At 32.0% G+C, this 444-nt stretch carries 1 protein-coding gene; it reads right to left on the reverse strand.

Annotation, left to right across the window (positions count from 1 at the left end; translation table 11 throughout):
• On the reverse strand, window positions 1–295 hold a 295-nt coding region (locus KH400_RS21125; RefSeq protein WP_217228012.1), incomplete at its 3' end, for a hypothetical protein.
• Window positions 296–444: the final 149 nt, after the last annotated feature.

Consider the following 444-nt stretch of genomic DNA (forward strand, 5'->3'; position numbering starts at 1 on the left):
TTTCAGTACCTAACGACAATTTAAATTTCCCTAGTTTTAAATCCACCGAACTAATACAAGCATTAGAATGACTAAAGATCCCCTCTAATTCTCCTTCTTTTTCAATCAATTTCGTACGATAATCATTTAATCTATCATATAGTTTCCCAATCCAACAAAAAAGAACCAAATATAAAAGGATACCGAAGAACAGAAAATATGCCAAAGAGGCTTCAGTTAAAGAGTGAAGAGATGTTAATGCCAAACCTATTAAAAGTAAAATAATGATTGGATTTTGTTGATCGTATAATTTCACTAGTTTCACCTGCTTTCATTAAACCAAGTCATCCAATGATCTCAATTCATTGGTTTCGATAAATTTTTTCTCTCCAACCTGCGTTCGTGAATATTCGTAAAGGTATGATAGTTTTGATCCAAAGCATGAAACCTTAAAATATACACGCC

Source organism: Desertibacillus haloalkaliphilus (genome assembly GCF_019039105.1).
Lineage (GTDB): Bacteria > Bacillota > Bacilli > Bacillales > KJ1-10-99 > Desertibacillus > Desertibacillus haloalkaliphilus.